Source organism: Pseudolysobacter antarcticus, assembly GCF_004168365.1.
GTDB lineage: Bacteria > Pseudomonadota > Gammaproteobacteria > Xanthomonadales > Rhodanobacteraceae > Pseudolysobacter > Pseudolysobacter antarcticus.
Genome location: NZ_CP035704.1, coordinates 1,950,997 through 1,967,147 on the forward strand (window position 1 = coordinate 1,950,997; position 16,151 = coordinate 1,967,147).

Sequence of the window (16,151 nt, forward strand, 5' to 3'; positions counted from 1 at the left end):
AGCGGGGAATGTGCATATTCTTTGCACTCATGCTGGTCGGTTGTCAGAGTTTCGGCGGAGGCGCTTCCGCACCGTCATCAGTTGCCAGTAAGCAAACAACGCTGGCCGCTTCCGATCCTTTGTCGGCGCTGGTCGGTGAGTTCGACAACAATGCGCAAGTCTGGCGCGTACAGACACAGTTGCAATCGCCTGCGCCACAGCCCGCCAAGGGCAAAGCGGCGCCGATCAGGGAGGCGGTGCCGCTGCGCGTGCATCAACATGTGCGGGTGCTCGAACACAAGAATGCAGGCAGCGCTTTGTTGCTGTGGCAGCTGGATGTCACTGGTGCAGCGCCACCGGTTTCGGCGACCTGGTTGTTCCGCGTCACTATTGATGCGAATGGCGTGACGCTGCTGCCGTATCGCGCGACCGATCCCGCGGCCATTGCGGCGCGGCTCGGCGATGCTGCAAAACGTTTCGAGGTGCAACCCAACGAATGGGTGGAGCTCGACGCGTGTGCCTTGCACGGCACGATGCAGGCCGGTCATCTGGTTGCCAGCGTCGATCAGGCCAGTTGCGCCAGCTTGTTGCCGGGCATCGGCGCGAGCGCGGCGCTGTTGCCATTGCGCATCGATGCCGACGCCGAAATCCTTCGCGTCGCGACGTTTGCCGATCAGGCGCGTAGCCCAACTGCATTGCAGGAAGCGCGGCGCGTGCGCTGGTTTGGCGGCTGGGCCGCGATCAACGGTGCAGGCCCGCACGCGACGATGGACAGCAAAGATTGGCACGAGCAGCGCAGCTTGCGCATCCACGACGAAGGCGGGCTGCTGGCGGTGTTATGGCGTGATGGAAGTCGCAGCGGATATTCCGTTGAACTGTCGCGACAGAATGTCGGCGGCGACAGTCAAGTGCTCAAGTTAGCGGTGATCGAGGATGCCAGCGCACGCACGCTGAGTTATGTCTGGGCGAATCCCGATGCGACGCGTATCGGCATGCATCTGGGCTGGGTGCAGGTGGGTCTGGAGTTGCAGGGCGAGGCGCCGACCGCGCACTGAGTCGCACCAGACCGTCATTGTTCGTGATCTCGGCGATATCAGTGCATTAATGCGTTAATACACTGATTGATTTTTCGAGTGACTTTTCGGTTCGACGTTTATGCCGCGGCGTCCGCATTCCATTCCAGGCGATATCCCACGCCGTAGACCGAGCTGATCGCATCGGCGCCGGCGGCGATCAGCTTGTGGCGCAGATTCTTGATGTGGCTGTCGACGGTGCGGTCGCTGACGATGCGATGATCCAGATATGACGCGTTGATCAATTGCTGGCGCGAGAACACCTGCCCGGGGTGGGCGATGAGTTTTTTCAGCAGACGAAATTCCACCGGTGTGAGCACGACGCGTTGGCCATGCACGCGGATTTCGAAGCGCGCTTCGTCAAGTTCCAGCGCGGCGATTAACGCGGTACCAGAGCCCGCATTGCGCAAGCTGCTGCGGCGCAATACTGCCTTGACTCGTGCCACTACTTCGCGTGGACTGAACGGTTTGCAGATGTAGTCGTCGGCGCCGAGTTCGAGTCCGACCAAGCGATCGATTTCCTCGACTCGCGCGGTCACGATCAGAATCGGCACCGACGAAAATTCACGAATTTCGCGGCATACACTCAAGCCGTCTTTGTCCGGCAGCATCAGATCAAGCAAGATCGCCGACGGTGTATTTTCGCGTACCCAAACACTGGCGCCCGCGCCGCTGTCGAGCACGCTGACCCTATAATTTGCGGCGACAAGATAGTCGTGCAGCAGCGCCGCGAGTTTGACTTCGTCTTCAATCACCAGAATATGCGCGGTTTCGTTCATGGATTCATCTCGTCTGGATCGGCAAACGAATGTCGATGCGCAAACCGCCGAGCGGCGAGGCGCTGGCTTCGATCTGCCCATCGTGCGCCGCGACTATTGCGCGACAGATCGCCAGCCCCAAACCCGCGCCACCTCCGGTCCTATTGCGCGAACCATCGACGCGGTACAAACGTTCGAACAGCAATGGCAATGACGCTGGCGGAACACCCGGTGCGGTATCGTCGATGCTCAGTTGCAGCACTTCCCCGATCTCGACAAGCGTGAGCCGGATGCGTCCCGGCGCATCGGTGTAACGGCGCGCATTCGCAAGAAGATTGTCGAGCAGTTGCGTGAGGCGTCGCGCATCACCACGCACGGTTTTTGTGCTCGGCAGATGGCTTTCCAGCGCGAGGCCGATGTCGGCGAAACCCGGCGCATGCAGGTCGATGGTTTCCGCAATCAACGTAGCCAGGTCGACCGCGGCAAAACGATAATCGAGGGCGCCAGCATCAGCCAGCGCGAGCTGATACAAATCCTCGATCAGGCTCGTAAGCCGCTCGCCCTCGGCTTGCAAGGATGCCAGCGCCGCAGCGTTCGGCAGGCGGATGCCGTCCTGCAGCGCCTGAATTTCGCCGCGCAAAATACTCAACGGCGTACGTAATTCATGCGCGATATCCGCGCCCCATTGTCGGCGCGCTTCGCGATTCTGTTCGAGCGCGCTGGCGAGATGATTGAAATCGCTGGCAAGATCGCCGAATTCGTCGCGGCGCGAAATCACCACGCGCTGGCCGTAATCGCCGGTGGCCAGTGCGCGCGTGGCGTGCGCCAGCGAACGGATCGGCTTGAGCAGCCAATACGCCAGCGCGAGCGCAAACAACAGCGCTGCGACCAGCACGATCAGACCGCTGATCAGCGCATCACGCATCTGCGCTTGGGCAAACGTGCGATCCAGATCGCCGAGCAATTGCGGCAACGGCGCGAGGTGCAGTTCGCCGATTTTTTTTCCATCGAGCTGCACCGGTACGCTCAGTGCCTGCGTGGAAATATCGCGAGCACCGACGACCGCATTGCCTGCGGCATCCAGCAGAAGTGTGCGCGAAGCGAGGTCGAACGGCCCGGGCGGATGCGGCGGCGGGCGATCGCCGCGTGGCGGTGGTGGTCGGTCATCGCGCGGCGCTGGACGGTCGTCGTCACGACGCATCGCTTGATCCGGCGGCTGCGGACGGCCATCGCGCGGTGGCGGCTCGTCGGCAGGCGGTGGCGGTGGGCGTGGATCGGCGTGTTCACGATCGGGATCGAGCAGTCGGTTGAGCTGGCGTGGATCATGGCGCAGGAATTCCCAGTCGCCATGCACCGCATATTGCGCGGCGAGCAAGGTGCTGACATTACCGAGCCGATCCAGCGCGACTTGATCGAGATAATCACGAAAACCACGCCGAAAACTGTGCTGTTGCCAGACCACAAAACCGCCCAATGCGGCCACACTTAGTGTCGCAAAAACCAGAAATAGGCGTAACCACAAACGCAGGCGCATCGTTTTCCTCGGTCAGTGCGTCTCACGTTAACGTGTTACGCGCATGCAGGAAACCGTAGCGACCGCGACTCCATCATTTCTCCACAAAATCTGCATCCTGTCTGCGCGATTGCGGACTAGTCTGGCAGCGTCGAAACGGTCGACGTAAGACGGAGAACACCATGCGTAAATTTATTGTGCTACCGCTGATTATCGCGCTGAGCGGCGCGGCCTATGCACAGCACGCGCCGGATCGCCAACCCGGTGGCCCCGATGCGCCACCACCACCGCGCGGCATGCCGATGCCGCCTCCGGGTGGTCCGATGGGCGGCGTGCCATCGCCGGAAATGCTCGCGCTGATTCCCGATCTCACCGCGGCACAACAGGTAGAGGTGCGAAAACTCCTGGTCGCACGCCGTGATGCGCACGATGCGCTGCGTGACAAGGAACGCACCGAGCATGAACGCATTGACGATCAGAGCGCCGAGCGTTTGCGCAAGCTGCTCGGCGAGGACGGCTATCGCGCGTTGGCGCAATCGACCGCGCCGCATGGCCCGGGACGCGAAGGTCCGCCGCCGCATGGCGATCGTCCGGGTGGGCCGGATCGCACTGGGCCGGGCGATAACAGCAAGCCGCCGCAACCGCCCGCAGCACCCGGCAAGAATTGATCGTCAATCGACCTCGATTTTTTCGCCTGACTTTCCCGGCGCTCGCAGAAAAATTGCTGCGAGCGTCGGCAATAATTTTCGATAATCAGCTGGTGGCGTAGTCAGATCAGGCGCTGCGTAATCGCTTTCAGCACCGCATGCGTGCGATCGCGACTGTCGAGTTTGAGCAGGATATCGGTGATGTAGTTTTTCACTGTGCCTTCGGACAAAAACAGGCTGCGCGCAATTTCCTTGTTCGAATAGCCGCCGGCGATCAAACGCAGGATGCTGGTTTCGCGGTCGGTGAGATGCGCACGTTTTGACTCCGGCGAAACGTCATGCCAGTTGGCGCGCACCGAATGCAGGCTGACCGGTTGCAGCAAAGTTTCGCCACGCGCAACGCGCTTGATCGCTGCATGCAGATCTTCCGGCGCCGCATCCTTGAGCAGAAATCCCTGCGCGCCAGCTTGCACCGCGGCCAGCATCAACTCGGAATCATCGAACGTGGTGAGCAGGATCAGCGGTGTGGTATCACCGCGTTCGCGCAATACACGCAATGCCTCAATACCGGTTTTGCGCGGCATGCGGATATCGCTGACGATCACATCGACTTGGGTTTGCGCCAGTTGCAGCAACAGGCTTTCGCCGTCTTCGGCTTCGATCACGATATCGATGCCGCCGAGATCGCGCAGCAACGCGCTGAGCCCCTTGCGCACGAGCGCCTGATCGTCGGCCAGCGCGATGCGGATCGGTTCGATGCCGCTCATGCTTGCAACGGAATATTGGCAGTCAGGGTGAGGCCGGTGTTCGCGCCCGACAGCACGCGCAGCTCGCCGCCGAGGGCCTGCAGACGCTCGCGCATGCCGGTCAGGCCGTTGCCGAAATTCAGTTGCGCCGTGCCGTGACCGTTGTCACGCACCTGCAGGCTTACGCGCTCGCCATCGCGTTGCAGGTCGAGCCAGATTTCGCTGGCGTGGCTGTGGCGCAACGCGTTGGTCAGCGCTTCCTGGGCGCAGCGCAGCAGGGTTTCCGCGCTTTGTACATCGGCCAGCAGACTGTCGTTCGCTATGTTCAAATGAATTTTTGGCCCGGGCAGATGAGCGATCAAGGTAGCGAGCGCCGAACGCAGATCGACGCCGTCGTACTTGCGCAACTCGCTGACGACGGCACGAATGTCGTCGAGCAATTCGTCGGCAAGCTGCTTGCAGCTTTGCAGTTCTTCGACGTTCGTAAATACCGCGTTGCGCAGCAGCAGTTGCAGATTGAGTTTGAGCGCAGTGAGTTTGTGGCCGGCGACATCGTGCAGCTCGCGCGAAAGTTTCAATCGCTCCTGACTGCGTGCGCTTTCTTCGAGCAGGCTGCGCGTCGAAAGCAACTGCGCATTGGCGGCGAGCAGTTCGGTATTCGCCTGTTCGGCGCGCCGCGCGTAATACGCCGTGAGGGCGGCAAAGGCCTGAAAACTGCCGTAGGCCAGCAGGCTCACGATCATGCCGCCGCGGCTCCAGTAATAACTGCCGATCCACGCAAAAATCAGGTTCACGAATAATAGAAAAGCCAGCGCGACGGCGGGTCGGAAAGAAAGAATCACCTGTACCGCCAGGATCACCAGCAGTACCGGTTGCATGCTGCTGGGGAAGCAATAGATCGACGCTAGCGTGAATGCACTTTGCGCCAGGATCAGCAGCGGCTCCAGCCAACTTCGCTGTGTCGTGTTGGCGCGGACCACGCCGGTGGCAATCAAGCTGAGCAGAATCGAAACAGTGAATATCGCGCCGAAAAGCTGCTGCAGGTTCCACAGCCGCGGCGGATTATCCAGCAGCGTATTCAGCACTACCGCAATCCATACCAGATAGGCGGCCAGACGCAGCGGATTGAACAACCACCGGCGCCAATTGCGTGGCGTGGACGATTCGGTAAACAAGGTGGTGTTGAGCATGGCCGCAGTGTAAAGCCTGAATCGCGACGATGGGTGCGCGCAGCGATAAAGGTGACTTTATTCACCCGTGGCTGGTGACTTTCGGTATCTCCGATCCGTTTGCGCAAAAGTGCATCGTAGCCACTGTAAAAACATTCGGGAGCCAGACATGATCTTTCAAATTCTTGTGCACACACCGGTTTGGGTGTGGATGATTCTTGCGTTCCTGATCTATCGCGGGCTGCTTGCGAGTCGTGATCGTGAGGTATCGCGGTGGCAGATGTGCATCGTGCCGGCAGTGTTTCTGTGGTTGTCGTTGGATGGCATCGCGCGCAGCTTCGGTTCGCAACATGGCGCTGTCTTGGCTTGGGCGTTTGGCGTGTTGGCAGGTGTCGGCATCGCATGGCTGAGCTTTGATGCGCAGCGCATGAGCTTGCTGCCCGATGGCAAGACCGTATTCGTGCGCGGCAGCTGGAAACCGATGCTGCTGATGATGGCGATTTTTTTGACCAAGTACGCCACGGGAATAGCGTTGGCGATGCAGCCGGCGCGTGCGCAGAACCTCGGTTTTGTCGTGGCGGTGTGCCTGTTGTATGGGATGTGCAACGGCATGTTTTTCGCGCAGCTGTTGCGCTTGTTTACGCTGCAACGACGCATCGCAGCTTGAGCTTTCGATGCCGGAATCGCGAGCGCGAATATGTCCGCGATTCCACTGTGCCGCCAGACGCGTTACTCTCGCGCGGATTTTTATGGCGGTGTGATTCGATAGATGAGTAACGAAAGATTTGCCGGTATCGATCGGCTTTACGGAAACGGCAGTGTCGACATACTCGCGCTGCGTCATGTCTGCATCGTCGGGATTGGCGGGGTCGGTTCATGGGCGGCTGAGGCGCTTGCGCGCAGTGGCGTTGGACGACTCACCTTGATCGATGCCGATGATGTTTGCGTGAGCAATACCAATCGCCAGTTGCCGGCGCTCGACGGCCAATATGGACGGCCAAAAGTAACTGTGATGGCCGAGCGTTTGCGTGCGATCAATCCGGCGATTGAAATCGATGCGGTCAGCGATTTTGTCACGAGCAAAAATCTCGAACAGCACCTCGCGCGCGATTACGACGCGGTGATCGATGCGTGTGATGCGCTGCGCGTGAAGGTCGACATGATCGCGTTCTGCAAACGCCGCAAGATCCCGATTGTCACGTGCGGTTCGGCCGGTGGCCGCACTGATCCAACCAAGATCACGGTGCGTGATCTCACGCGTACCGAACACGATGCGTTACTTGGTTACGTGCGCGGCAAGTTGCGCGACGATTACGACTGGACGCGCAATCCGAAACGTTATTTCGGCGTCGCGGCGGTGTTCTCGCGCGAGAACGTGAAGTATCCGCAAGCCGATGGCAGCGTCTGCGAAAAACGGCCGAAGCTCGATGCCAATGCGGCGCTGAAACTCGATTGCGGTGGCGGCCTCGGCGCGGCGACGCACGTGACTGCGAGTTTTGCGTTTGCCGCGGTTGGGCGAGTGCTGGAACGCTTGCTGGAAAAGCCGGCGGAATGATTTCGCGGGATCGATTTTTTGTACATCGACAGAATGACGGCATCGCTTGCACACTCAATCTGTGGCCGGGTCGAGTCCAAATAATCGAATCGCATTTGCTGTGGTCGCCTGCGCGATAATTTCCGCGTCGGTTTTGCGTAATTCCGCGACGCAATCGCAAACTTCAGTCAGGTAACCGGGCTCGTTGCGCTGGCCGCGATGTGTGCTCAGCGGTTGATCCGGCGAATCGGTTTCGAGCAGCAGAAATTCGATCGGCATGGTCGCGACGATGCCGCGCAGGCGAGTTGCGCGCTCGTAGGTCAGCGGGCCGCCGATGCCGAGATGAAAGCCGAGCTTGAACAACTCGCGCGCCTGTTCCGCGCTGCCGCTGAAACTGTGCACCACGCCGCGTAATCCACCGATGCCGCGCAGCGCATAGATGACTTCGGCGAGTGCGCGACGCGCGTGCAGGATCAATGGCAGATCGAATTCCTTCGCGAGTTCGAGTTGCCGCTGAAAATAAAACCGTTGTTGCTGCGGATCGAGTCCGTCGATAAAAAAATCCAGGCCGCATTCACCGACTGCAACCGGACGTTCGGTTGCCAGCCAGGTTTCAAGCTGTTGCAGATGTTGCGGCTGGTGCTGCGCAAGGAACATCGGGTGCAGACCGTACGCAGGATGCAGCCCGGGCGTCGTCGCGCAGATCTCGCGCAGCGCGGGCCAACTTGCCGCAGTGATCGCCGGGACGATCTGCTGCGTTACACCGGCCAGACGAGCGCGTTCGATGACGGCGGCGCGATCCGGCGCGAATTCATCGGCATCGATATGGCTGTGGCTGTCGATCAATCGCATGTACGGATAACGCCGTTCACGGAATCAGCCACGCGGCCATGCCGAGGAACAATCCCATGCTCACGACGTCGGTGGCGGTGGTCAGGAAAATACTGGAGGCGGTGGCCGGATCGGCGCCGGCGCGTTTCAGCGCGAGCGGCACAGCGGCGCCGGCGACCCCGCTGATCAGGCAGCTCAGCGCCATCGCGATCAAGGTGATGAACGCCAGCACCAGCGCGCTGGGATTGTTCTGACTGTAGGCCACGGCGTACATGCCGATCGCGGCGACGAGGCCGGTCAACGCGCCGTTGATGAATCCGAGCCACGCTTCTTTGGCGATCAATGCGCCAGCGCGATCGGCGGTGAGTTCTTTCAAGGTCATGCCGCGCAAGGTCACGGCCAGCGACTGACAACCGGTGTTGCTGCATTGCCCCGACAATACCGGAATAAAAATGGCGAGGATCACGATGCGATTGACTGTGCCCTGAAACAGCCCGACCACACTCGCGGCAACGAATGCTGTGATCAGGTTGAGCTGCAACCACGGATGACGAAGCCGGAGGCTGCGTGCCCACGGCGTGGCGGTGCGTTCTTCGCGCTCGACACCAACCATCGAGCCCGCTTGCGCACTAATCTCGAACGCCTGCTGCTCGAACAGCAACTGGCCACGCACGACGCCGATCAGGCGTTGCTGCGAATCGCACACCGGATACACCGGATAATGCCGCGTCACAACTTCGCGCATCGCATCGACCAACGCGGTTTCCGGGCGCAACGAGAATGGTTTCGGCAACATCACCTCTTGCAGACGCTGTTGTGGGCTGGCGAACACCAGCTCACGAAACGCCACCACACCGAGCAGATGCTGATTGCTATCGACCACAAAAATATACGTGATCAAGGTATGCCGCACCGCTTCGCGCAAGCTCTCGATGACGTCGCTCACCTCGGCATCCGGCAGGAAGCTCGCCGGCACGCGTTCCATCAGACGGCCGACGCTGCCTTCAGGATAACTCTGATCATGCAGCCATTGCTCGCCTTGTCCGCTGAGCGCCGCGCCGGTGATGCCGGTGCGCCGTTCAGGCGTGAAACGTTGCAGGATTTCGACCGCACGCGCCGGCCCGAGCGTGGCCAGCACACCGGCGATTTCGGCATCGTGATAATGCCCAAGCGCGTCTGCCGCACTTTTCGGATCGAGTTCGCGCGCGATGTTGATCAGCGTACGCGTGGATTCCGTTACCTGCATCGTCGATTCCCGAAATTCGTTTTTTGGTGATGCGCAGATGCTAGCGTAACGACGCAAATATCGTCATCGTTGTGCATGAGGCTCATGCTCATGCGCGGCGACTGCGCCACCAAGACATCACTCCATACAGTGCGACCACGGCGGCCACCGCGATGCTGATCGCCAGCCATTCGACCCGCGTGAGTGTGATCAGCACCAGCGCGAGCGCGACGCAGGCGATGAACGGAATCATTGCGCCGCCTGGCAGCATAAACGGCTTGCCTTGTTCGGCGACGCCGCGGCGCTGCAGCGCCCAGGCCGCGACGCTGGTCGCAAAATAGGTCAGACAGATCGCACCGCCGGAGATCAGCACGAGCGCGGCGAAATTACCGATCAAGGCCAGCGTGCAACTGATGCCGGCGTGCACGACGATGGCGAAGATCGGCACGCGTGTTTTTGTGGTGACGCGGGCCAGCAATGAGGGCAGATAACCGTCACGCGCCAAGGCATAAACCAATCGAGATGTCCCGAGCAGGTTGCCCTGCAGAAAGCCGAGCATCGACATCGTTGCGGTAATCAGCAACAGCACAGCGGCACCCGGCCATAGCGCACCTGCAGTCGCCGCGAGCGGGGTGGCGCTGTCTGCCAGCGAGTCGCCGAGTATGCCCTGCGTGACGATTTGCAGACCAACATACAACAACACCACGAACAGGATCGCTGTGACCGTGGCACGCGGCACAAGGCGCGATGGATTGGTCATTTCGGCTGAGGGCACCAGCGCGGTTTCCATGCCGGAATACGCAAACATCACCAGCACCATCGAGCTGCCCAGCGCCGGCAACGAGGGCAGGGCATCGATGCGAATAAAATCGGCGTGGACAAAAAACAGTCCACCGATAACGAGAATCAGCAGCGGAGTGAGTTTGATTGCAGCCAAGCTGAGGATTGCGCGCGATCCGGCGCGTACGCCGCGCGCGTTCAGCCAGCTCAGTGCGGTATAGATCAGGATCAGCAAGGTTGCGCGCGGCACGCCGCTGGCGAAGGCGGGCGAAAGATGAGCGACTTGATCGGTAAGTCCGGCCGCGACACCACCGCTCGAAGCGACATTCGATACCCACATCAGCACGCCGATGACAAATCCGGCGAACGGCCCGAATGCCGCCCCGACATAAGTGTATGGCCCGCCGGTTGCGGTGACGCGGCTGCCGGCGGCGGCGAAACATAGTGCAATCGGAATGATAGTGAGCGCACCGAGCAGATACGAAATCGGCGCGGCGGTGCCGACGGTTTTCGCGAGCGCCGCGGGCAGCGCAAAAATTCCGCCGCCGACGATCATGTTGACCACCGCTGCGCTAAGTGCCCAAAAACCCACGGCGCGCAGCAATGCGGCGTCGCCGGTGGCGACTTGCGATGTAGGGGTGGAAGTTACGCGCATTGGTTGGATGAGTTCAAAAGGGGTTCCGTGCGGCTGCGAATCGGTGCTGATGATGGCTTGGAGCGTACGTTGCCGCTGCATGGCTGACAAGCCATCGCGTCCACCAGATGGTTACACGTGCGTTCATTGCTGGAGCGGCAAACTTTGATCGCGCTAGAACTATGCTTTGAACTTGCGTTGCAGCGTGTTTGAGATTGACAAAATTTTGAGCAAGGTCCGCGTCGGATCGGCTACCGATCTTTTCCTCTACATTGTAGGAGTGTGTTATGAAATTGCTGCATGCCAGAAATCTGAGTGCTGCGCTGGTGATCGCGCTGTTGGCGGGTTGCGTTACCCAGCCGAGCCAGCGTGTGGTGTATCGCGATGACGGCAACGGCGGTCGACATAACTATGGCGCTTCTCAGGTGTGCCACGAATGCGGCACGATTCGCGGCATCGAGCAGATCGAATATCGCGCCGGCAATTCCGGCGGTGGCGCGGTGCTGGGCGCGATCATCGGTGGTGTACTCGGCAGCACGATCGGCAAGGGCAATGGTCGTACCGCAGCCACTGTCGGCGGTGCCGTCGTGGGCGGTTTCGCCGGTAACGCGGTCGAGGAAAACAATAACGGTGGCGATGGCTTGGTATGGCGTTATCGTGTCGCGCTGGATGATGGCCGCAACGCCACGATTACGCAGCGCGACAACCCGGGTTTCCGTCGCGGCGATCAGGTAATCGTGCGCGGCGATCATATCGAACCCGCGCGGTAAATCGGTTCTTACGAGTGACCGTTTGCTAGGTCGTTCGACTTCGCTGCGGTCGCCTGCGTAAAGCGGCGACCGCAGCGATTATTGCCAATCGTCGAGTCTCTCGATTTCGCGCATGCGCTGCCAGCTCGCTCTCGCACACACGTGATCGGCGAGCCGTTTTAGAGCCGGCCATTCGGTGGCCGGATGCGGCATGTTGCGCGACCAGCGCATCAGCATCGTCAGCTGCAAATCGGGCGCGGAAAATTTCTCGCCGAGCAGATACGGGCCGTGTCTTTCGAGATGCGCATTGATCGTCGTCCAGATCTTTTCGATGCGCAGTCGCAGTGCTTCATGCGTCACCGCAGCATGTTCGCTGCGACCTAGATCGCCCGCATAAAACCAGAAGCGAAAAGTCGCCTGCAGATTGTTGCTGAGATAGACAATCCAGTGATACCAGGCATCGCGCTCCGTCGTACCGATGGGTGGCGCAAGCGCCGCTTGCGGATGGCGGTCGGACAAGCTCATCAAGATGGCTGCAGATTCGCTGATGGCGATGCCATTGATGATCAGGGTAGGCACCAGGCCATTCGGATTCAGCCTCAGATACTCCGGAGCGCGCTGTGCATCCGCATCAAAATCCACCAGTTCCAGCGTGTGCGCCGCGCCGATTTCCAGCAGCGCTAGGTGGATCAGCAGGCTGGCTGTGCCGGGGGAATAATACAGAGTGTACATGCCGGTTTTCCGTAGTTAGGGTGGTGTGAACGAAGTGTAACCGTGCACGCTGGTCTACACAGCATTTGCACATATGCGACGCGTCGAGTGGGTAAGCTGTTTCCGCACACCCACAAGAAAATACGGAGGTTTTATGCGTTTATCAAAATCCATTTTGCTGCTGGCTTTATTGCTGCTTTCTTCGCTCGCGACACCGGCTTTTGCTTGGGATCGTTGCAATAGTTGTGGCGTCGTCAGCGGTATCGAAAAGATTCGCGATCGCGATCACCGCTTTGGTGGCGGCACGGCCATTGGTGCGATTGCTGGTGGTCTGCTCGGCAGCACGGTCGGCAAAGGCGACGGACGCACTGCAGCCGTGGTCGGTGGCGCGGTACTCGGCGGCGCGGTCGGTCATCAGGTCGAGAAAAATAACCGTGATGATAATTCCTATTGGCGTTTCCACGTGCGAATGGATAATGGTCGGCGTGTGACGATCGATCAGGGCGATAACCCGGGCATTCGTAACGGTGACGAGGTTCGTGTTGACGGGAATCATGTCGAGCGTCGCTAAGCTGAATTAGCTACGTTCGAAGGTGTCTTGCTCTGTCCAGAAGCCCCTGCATGCAGGGGCTTCTTTTTATCTATTTCCCCGACAGCGGAAGAATTACTTGCGGACATTTTCCTTGCTGGAATTCGCAGCAGGATCGCAAGAAACTGCGCCGCTGGTATTCAATCCGAGCACACGTCCGGAAAGTCCTGCGGCATCGAAATAATTCGTGGTTCCAACAGTTTGCGAAGTCAGGGCAGGCTGCAATTTGAACAGTGGCGGTTCGTTCTGCTGTGCACCGTGCCCCAGGTTAGCCGGCGGATAAAGGCACGTTGTTGTTGTGGCGGTGACATTCTTGCCGCCGGGCAAGGCCTCGGAAATTATCCGACCGACCAGCTTGCCTTTGGCTTCGAGCGGGATGCCGAGGATCGTTGCCAAGGTCGGTGCGATGTCGGCGTTGCTGGTCGGCGCCACATCGACAAAATTCCGTTTGAAGTCCGGCCCGACCGCGGCCATGAAATTGAACGTGTCGGATCGACTGAAGCTGCCGTGCTGGCCTTGGCCTTGTTGCAAACCGCCATCGGCCACCTCAGCGCCACAGCGCAGCGGCTCCGCACAACCGGTCGAGAAACTGCGAAAGCTGACCACGATACTTGGCCGCGGCGTGCGTGCCGAACCGATAAGGTTGATCGCGTTGAGCGGAATCGTACCGGGAAAACTGCCGAGACCGTCATCGACAAATACGCCGCCGACATAATCTTGGGCGAGCAGCGAGTTGACGATGATCGGCACCAGCAGTTTGCCTGCCGCGCTGGTTAGATAAATCAGATCGGAGCCGCCGCCAGCGGTGACGATCATGTCGGGATGATCGGCGCTGCGCCCAATCAGGCCATTGCCATGTTTGCCGTGTTTGGCCTTGAACTTGTCGGCGGGTTTGGCGCTGTTGCCGGGAATATCACAACCGGCTTGGGTGTCGATCGCCGCGCCGTAAGCATCGGGATCGAACAGCGGCAGATCCAGCGCATTCGCCAGATCCAGCGCAAGAAAACCCGAGGGCAGATGGCTGCCGGGTGTGTCGTCGTAACCGCATTTTGCGGCGTGGCTGGTTTCGCTTTGTTTAGATATCGTCGAAAAACCATGATCTGACGTCACGAAAATATTCGTGTTGCGATCCAGTCCTTGCGCCTTCAGCGCAGCGCGCAATTGCTGCAGGCCGTCATCGGTATTGCGGATAGCCGCGAGCGAGGTCGAGCCATTGATGCCTGGCGCCACGCCATAACGACTATCGAGCTGGTTGTGCTGGGTAACATCCGGGTCGCGCGCCCAGAACACCATGACGAACGGCTTGCCGCGTTGCTTGAACGTTGGTAGCACCACACGCGAGGTGACATCGACCAGATATTGCTGCTGGGCGACGTTGGGTTTGTCAGCCGCAGGCGGCGTTTGCCCAAGACCTGCCGCCTGCAATGCGCGCTGTATTTCTTGATTGAGCGGAATTCCTTCCGCGGTTCCGGTTTTTTCGTTGACCAATCCGCTTTTATCGTCGATCAGGATGGTTTGCTCGCCGCTGCGTGCGGTGTGATCCATGATCAGCGTCGGGCCGAGCTTGCCGATTGCAGCGGTGCTGAAGCCGTGCGCCCGGGCGCTGGCGAGCAGAGTGATCTCGTCGAGGTAATCACCATCGAAATGTTTGTCCAGATCGCCGAGCACGTTATTCTCTTCGACAAACGGCGTCACACTGCTTTCGCCATTGGCATAAGTCGCGGCAAATCCGGTATACAGCGTGTTCTGAAAATCGCCGGTATCGCCGAGATAATGCCCGGTGGCGATAGCCGATGCGTTAGCGGTAGTCACGGTCGGAAAGATCGAATGACTATTCGGAAAAGCCACGCCTTCGTTGCGCAGCGCATGCATGGTCGGTGCGTTTTGCGCATCCACCATCGCGCCACGCAAACCATCGGCGACAAAAATGATGACGTTGTTCGGGTTACTCTCGCGTGCCTGCGCGACGTGGAGAAGACTCAGGCTCAGGAGTGCGCTGGCGAAAATTTTGCTGGATCGGGTCATGGTTGCAGTCATATCAAGATTCCGGATCGGCATTGCTATCATGGCAATGTTGCGGTTTGATGGATTCCGCGACAGCACGTTGCAAAAGGTCGGAGCGAAGTATGCCTGAACAGGAATGGCTGGAAATAGCCGCGCGCCTTGGGCTGGCGATCGTGATCGGAGCGGTGATCGGCATCAATCGTGATCTGCACGACAAGCCGGCAGGCTTGCGCACACACGCGTTGGTTGCACTCGGCGCCGCGATGCTGGTGATGTTGTTCGGGCGCATGATCGCCGGTGTCGATACCGACATCGCGGCGACTAGCCGCGTCGCTCAGGGCATCATTACCGGAGTAGGTTTTCTGGGCGCCGGAGTAATACTGCACGGGGCACGCGCACATCGCGTGCACGGTCTGACCACGGCAGCAGCGATCTGGACAACCGCGGTATTCGGCATGGTCTGTGGCAGTGGGCGATTCGCCTTGGCGCTGATCGCCTTCGCTCTAGTGCTGCTGATACTGGTGCTTGGCGGTCCGCTGGAGCGCCTGATTCACCGTCGTTTGCGCGCGCCCAAGCCGGAACCGGCGCCGATGTCGCTCGACGAGGACTGAGTCGGTTTTGTTGAGCGGATTTTGTCTTGCAGCCAGATCGAACTATCAGTCGATGACGTGATAAAAATTATGTTCGCCAATTGTCGCCAGCGGAGCGCCGTGTACCCACGAGGGAATCATCGACGAGGCCAGTAGAAAATGGTCGGCCTTGGGCACCACCGCAACGCGCCATTGTTCGGGCAGCCACCACATCGCTATCGATGCGCCTGAGACTTCCCATGCGGTTTTCCACGAATCGATATTGTCGAAGATGTAGCTCTTGCTGGTAGTCGACAACGCAAACTGGTCACGTGCTTCGACTACATCGCACAGACTCTTGCCCCAGCGTCCGGTCGTACGGCGACGCTGTGCCACTTCCGCTACTGCCAGTTGACCCAAAGCCGATTGGCTCTGGGCTTCAAGATAGATTGTGGCGGCAAGACAAGTTCGATCTGCTACAGGTTGCGGCAAGGCAGACGCCAGCCATAACAGCCATGCAAGTTTCATAGATAGACGTACTCCGTATCGGGCAAACCCTGGATGCTCCCGACGATGGCGGGAAAGAGACGTCGTTGACGCTCACAAACAAGGTACTGCACTGCAGGTGCGGAGGAACCGG

Annotated in this window: 17 protein-coding genes; 7 read left to right on the forward strand and 10 right to left on the reverse strand. The window is 59.7% G+C overall.

Translation table 11 applies throughout. The features are described from left to right. Positions 1-8: 8 nt before the first annotated feature. A complete protein-coding gene (locus ELE36_RS08280) occupies positions 9-1,034 on the forward strand; it encodes a hypothetical protein (RefSeq protein WP_129832621.1) in 1,026 nt (341 codons plus the stop codon). 98 nt (positions 1,035-1,132) lie between these two features. Here the strand turns inward: ELE36_RS08280 and ELE36_RS08285 are convergent, their stop codons facing one another. Together ELE36_RS08285 and ELE36_RS08290 are read right to left on the reverse strand one after the other, a co-directional pair. Beyond that, a complete protein-coding gene (locus ELE36_RS08285; protein ID WP_129832622.1) occupies positions 1,133-1,831 on the reverse strand; it encodes a response regulator in 699 nt (232 codons plus the stop codon). A 4-nt stretch (positions 1,832-1,835) separates the two neighbouring features. After that, a complete protein-coding gene (locus ELE36_RS08290) occupies positions 1,836-3,344 on the reverse strand; it encodes an ATP-binding protein (protein WP_129832623.1) in 1,509 nt (502 codons plus the stop codon). A gap of 161 nt (positions 3,345-3,505) precedes the next feature. On the opposite strand from ELE36_RS08290, the gene ELE36_RS08295 reads away from it, so the two are divergent. Continuing rightward, complete coding sequence (locus ELE36_RS08295) at positions 3,506-3,991, forward strand: hypothetical protein (protein ID WP_129832624.1); 486 nt, start codon at positions 3,506-3,508, stop codon at positions 3,989-3,991. Positions 3,992-4,092: 101 nt separating this feature from the next. On the opposite strand, the gene ELE36_RS08300 is transcribed toward ELE36_RS08295, so the two are convergent. After that, a complete protein-coding gene (locus ELE36_RS08300) occupies positions 4,093-4,728 on the reverse strand; it encodes a response regulator (RefSeq protein ID WP_165371715.1) in 636 nt (211 codons plus the stop codon). Between the two features lie 5 nt (positions 4,729-4,733). Next, a complete protein-coding gene (locus ELE36_RS08305) occupies positions 4,734-5,906 on the reverse strand; it encodes a sensor histidine kinase (RefSeq protein ID WP_129832626.1) in 1,173 nt (390 codons plus the stop codon). A gap of 148 nt (positions 5,907-6,054) precedes the next feature. Here ELE36_RS08305 and ELE36_RS08310 point away from each other — a divergent pair, with 148 nt between their 5' ends. Further along, positions 6,055-6,552 carry a DUF6622 family protein gene (locus ELE36_RS08310; RefSeq protein WP_129832627.1) on the forward strand — a complete coding sequence of 166 codons (498 nt, stop codon included), beginning with the start codon at positions 6,055-6,057 and terminating at the stop codon, positions 6,550-6,552. Positions 6,553-6,654: 102 nt separating this feature from the next. Continuing rightward, entirely contained in the window at positions 6,655-7,440 is a 786-nt protein-coding gene (tcdA, locus tag ELE36_RS08315) for a tRNA cyclic N6-threonylcarbamoyladenosine(37) synthase TcdA (protein ID WP_129832628.1), read from the forward strand. Positions 7,441-7,494: 54 nt separating this feature from the next. Here the strand turns inward: tcdA and ELE36_RS08320 are convergent, their stop codons facing one another. The 3 genes from ELE36_RS08320 to ELE36_RS08330 form a co-directional block, all read right to left on the reverse strand. After that, positions 7,495-8,271, reverse strand: a complete 777-nt coding sequence (locus ELE36_RS08320; protein WP_129832629.1) for a TatD family hydrolase — start codon at positions 8,269-8,271, stop codon at positions 7,495-7,497. Between the two features lie 16 nt (positions 8,272-8,287). Then, complete coding sequence (locus ELE36_RS08325; protein ID WP_129832630.1) at positions 8,288-9,496, reverse strand: magnesium transporter; 1,209 nt, start codon at positions 9,494-9,496, stop codon at positions 8,288-8,290. An 88-nt stretch (positions 9,497-9,584) separates the two neighbouring features. Beyond that, positions 9,585-10,910 (reverse strand): APC family permease, encoded by a 1,326-nt coding sequence (locus tag ELE36_RS08330; RefSeq protein ID WP_165371534.1) that lies wholly within the window; start codon positions 10,908-10,910, stop codon positions 9,585-9,587. A 266-nt stretch (positions 10,911-11,176) separates the two neighbouring features. On the opposite strand from ELE36_RS08330, the gene ELE36_RS08335 reads away from it, so the two are divergent. Continuing rightward, entirely contained in the window at positions 11,177-11,659 is a 483-nt protein-coding gene (locus tag ELE36_RS08335; RefSeq protein WP_129832632.1) for an outer membrane lipoprotein, read from the forward strand. Positions 11,660-11,737: 78 nt separating this feature from the next. On the opposite strand, the gene ELE36_RS08340 is transcribed toward ELE36_RS08335, so the two are convergent. Continuing rightward, a complete protein-coding gene (locus tag ELE36_RS08340) occupies positions 11,738-12,370 on the reverse strand; it encodes a glutathione S-transferase family protein (protein WP_129832633.1) in 633 nt (210 codons plus the stop codon). 133 nt (positions 12,371-12,503) lie between these two features. Here ELE36_RS08340 and ELE36_RS08345 point away from each other — a divergent pair, with 133 nt between their 5' ends. Beyond that, a complete protein-coding gene (locus ELE36_RS08345; RefSeq protein ID WP_165371535.1) occupies positions 12,504-12,920 on the forward strand; it encodes a glycine zipper 2TM domain-containing protein in 417 nt (138 codons plus the stop codon). A gap of 93 nt (positions 12,921-13,013) precedes the next feature. Here ELE36_RS08345 and ELE36_RS08350 read toward each other — a convergent pair whose 3' ends face one another. Continuing rightward, positions 13,014-14,963 carry an alkaline phosphatase family protein gene (locus ELE36_RS08350; protein ID WP_129832635.1) on the reverse strand — a complete coding sequence of 650 codons (1,950 nt, stop codon included), beginning with the start codon at positions 14,961-14,963 and terminating at the stop codon, positions 13,014-13,016. Between the two features lie 101 nt (positions 14,964-15,064). On the opposite strand from ELE36_RS08350, the gene ELE36_RS08355 reads away from it, so the two are divergent. Continuing rightward, positions 15,065-15,553, forward strand: coding sequence for an MgtC/SapB family protein (locus ELE36_RS08355; RefSeq protein WP_129832636.1), 489 nt, complete (start codon positions 15,065-15,067; stop codon positions 15,551-15,553). Between the two features lie 45 nt (positions 15,554-15,598). Here the strand turns inward: ELE36_RS08355 and ELE36_RS08360 are convergent, their stop codons facing one another. Then, complete coding sequence (locus ELE36_RS08360) at positions 15,599-16,039, reverse strand: cell wall hydrolase (RefSeq protein ID WP_129832637.1); 441 nt, start codon at positions 16,037-16,039, stop codon at positions 15,599-15,601. Between the last annotated feature and the right edge of the window lie 112 nt (positions 16,040-16,151).